At 74.1% G+C, this 1,914-nt stretch carries 2 protein-coding genes; both read left to right on the top strand.

Features of this window, described 5'->3' with window-relative positions:
- Positions 1-718 (top strand): phosphopantetheine-binding protein (locus GA0115240_RS35440; RefSeq protein ID WP_237554586.1); only part of this gene is annotated, 718 nt, incomplete at its 5' end.
- Between the two features lie 24 nt (positions 719-742).
- Positions 743-1,914: beta-ketoacyl synthase N-terminal-like domain-containing protein (locus GA0115240_RS35435; protein WP_218087411.1), on the top strand; the 1,172-nt coding region annotated here is incomplete at its 3' end.

The raw sequence follows: 1,914 nt of genomic DNA, 5'->3' as shown, positions 1-1,914 counted from the left end.
GGAGCCGCTGGACCCGGACGCGGCACTCGACCTGCTCGGCGCGGCGGTGGCGGGCAAGGAGACCACGCTGGCCGTGGCGGAGGTCGACTGGGACCGGTTCGCCCCCGCCCTCACCGCCGTACGCCCCAGCCCGCTGATCGCCGATCTGCCTCAGGTGCGGCGGGGCCGGCCGGAGCCCCGGGCCGAGCAGCCGGCACCGAGCGCGTCGGAGCTCACCGGCACGCTCGCCGGCCTGTCCCCCACCGACCAGGAGCGCCACCTGCTGACGGTGGTACGTACCGAGGTCGCCGCCGCGCTCGGACACGCCGGGCCGGACGCCGTGGACCCGGAGCGGGCCCTGAAGCAGCTGGGGTTCGACTCCCTCATGGTCGTGACCCTGCGCAACCGGCTGCACGCCGTCACCGGGCTGCGGCTGCCGGCCACGCTCGCCTTCGACCATCCGACCCCGGCGGCCATCGCGCTCTTCCTGCGCGGCGAACTCGCTCCCGAGGCCGCCGGTCCGTCGGTGCGCGACCAGCTCGCCGGGCTGCGTGCGGCGGTGTCCGCGGCCGCCTCCGCCGACGTGCGCGAGGAATTGGCCACCGGACTGCGCGCGGTACTGGCCGAACTCGCCGCCACGGCCGGGGAGGACACGGAACCGGCCCCGGCGCAGCGCCTGCTCGACGCCAGCGATCAGGACGTCTTCGACTTCATCGACAACGAGCTCGGCAATTTCTAGCTCCCGGCTCTAGCGAGGAACGCCATGTCTGACGAGAAGAAGTTGCGGGAGTACCTCAAACGCGCCGCGGTCGAACTGGCCGAGTCCCGACGTCGTATCGAGCAGTTGGAGGGCAGGCGCCCCGAGCCGGTGGCGATCGTGGGGATGGCCTGCCGCTACCCGGGCGGTGTGGCCTCCCCCGAGGACTTCTGGTCACTGGTGGCGTCGGGTACGGAGGTGGTCGGCGCCTTCCCGGGCGACCGCGGCTGGGACGTGGCGGGCCTCTACCACCCCGACCCCGACCATCCGGGCACCACCTACGTCCGTGAGGGCGCCTTCCTCTACGACGTGGCCGGCTTCGACGCCGAGTTCTTCGGGATCTCCCCGCGCGAGGCCGTCGCGATGGATCCGCAGCAGCGGCTGCTGCTGGAGACGTCCTGGGAAGCCTTCGAGCACGCCGGCATCGACCCGGCCACGCTGCGCGGCTCCCGGACCGGTGTCTACGCGGGCCTCACCTCCAGCGACTACGCGATGCAACTCGCGGCCACCGACGAGGACATCGAGGCGCACCGCCTGACCGGTGTGGCCGGCAGCGTGGCCTCGGGGCGTATCTCCTACGTGCTGGGCCTCGAAGGGCCGGCGCTCACCGTGGACACCGCCTGCTCCTCCTCGCTGGTCGCCCTGCACCTCGCCACCCAGGCCCTGCGCCAGGGCGACTGCTCACTCGCGCTGGCCGGCGGGGTGACCGTCCTCGGTTCGGCCGAGCCCTTCGTGGACTTCAGCCGGCAGCGCGGTCTCGCACCCGACGCCCGGGTGAAGGCGTTCGCGGGCGCGGCCGACGGCACCGCGTGGGGCGAGGGGGTCGGGATGCTGGTGCTGGAGCGGCTCTCCGACGCCCGGCGCAACGGGCACCAGGTGCTGGCGGTGGTCCGGGGCAGCGCGGTCAACCAGGACGGGGCGAGCAACGGTCTGACGGCGCCCAGCGGTCCGGCGCAGCAGCGGGTGATCCGGCAGGCGCTGGCCAACGCGGGCCTGACAGCCGCCGACGTGGACGTGGTCGAGGCGCACGGCACGGGAACGCGCCTCGGCGACCCGATCGAGGCGCAGGCGCTGCTGGCCACCTACGGCCGGGAACGGGCCGGCGGAAGGCCGCTGTGGCTGGGCTCGGTGAAGTCCAACATCGGCCACACCGGGCCGGCCGCGGGTGTGGCCGGGGT

This window comes from Streptomyces sp. DvalAA-14, from assembly GCF_900091855.1.
GTDB lineage: Bacteria > Actinomycetota > Actinomycetes > Streptomycetales > Streptomycetaceae > Actinacidiphila.
Note: the sequence above shows the minus strand (reverse complement) of the source record. Positions and strands in the feature narration are given on the sequence as shown.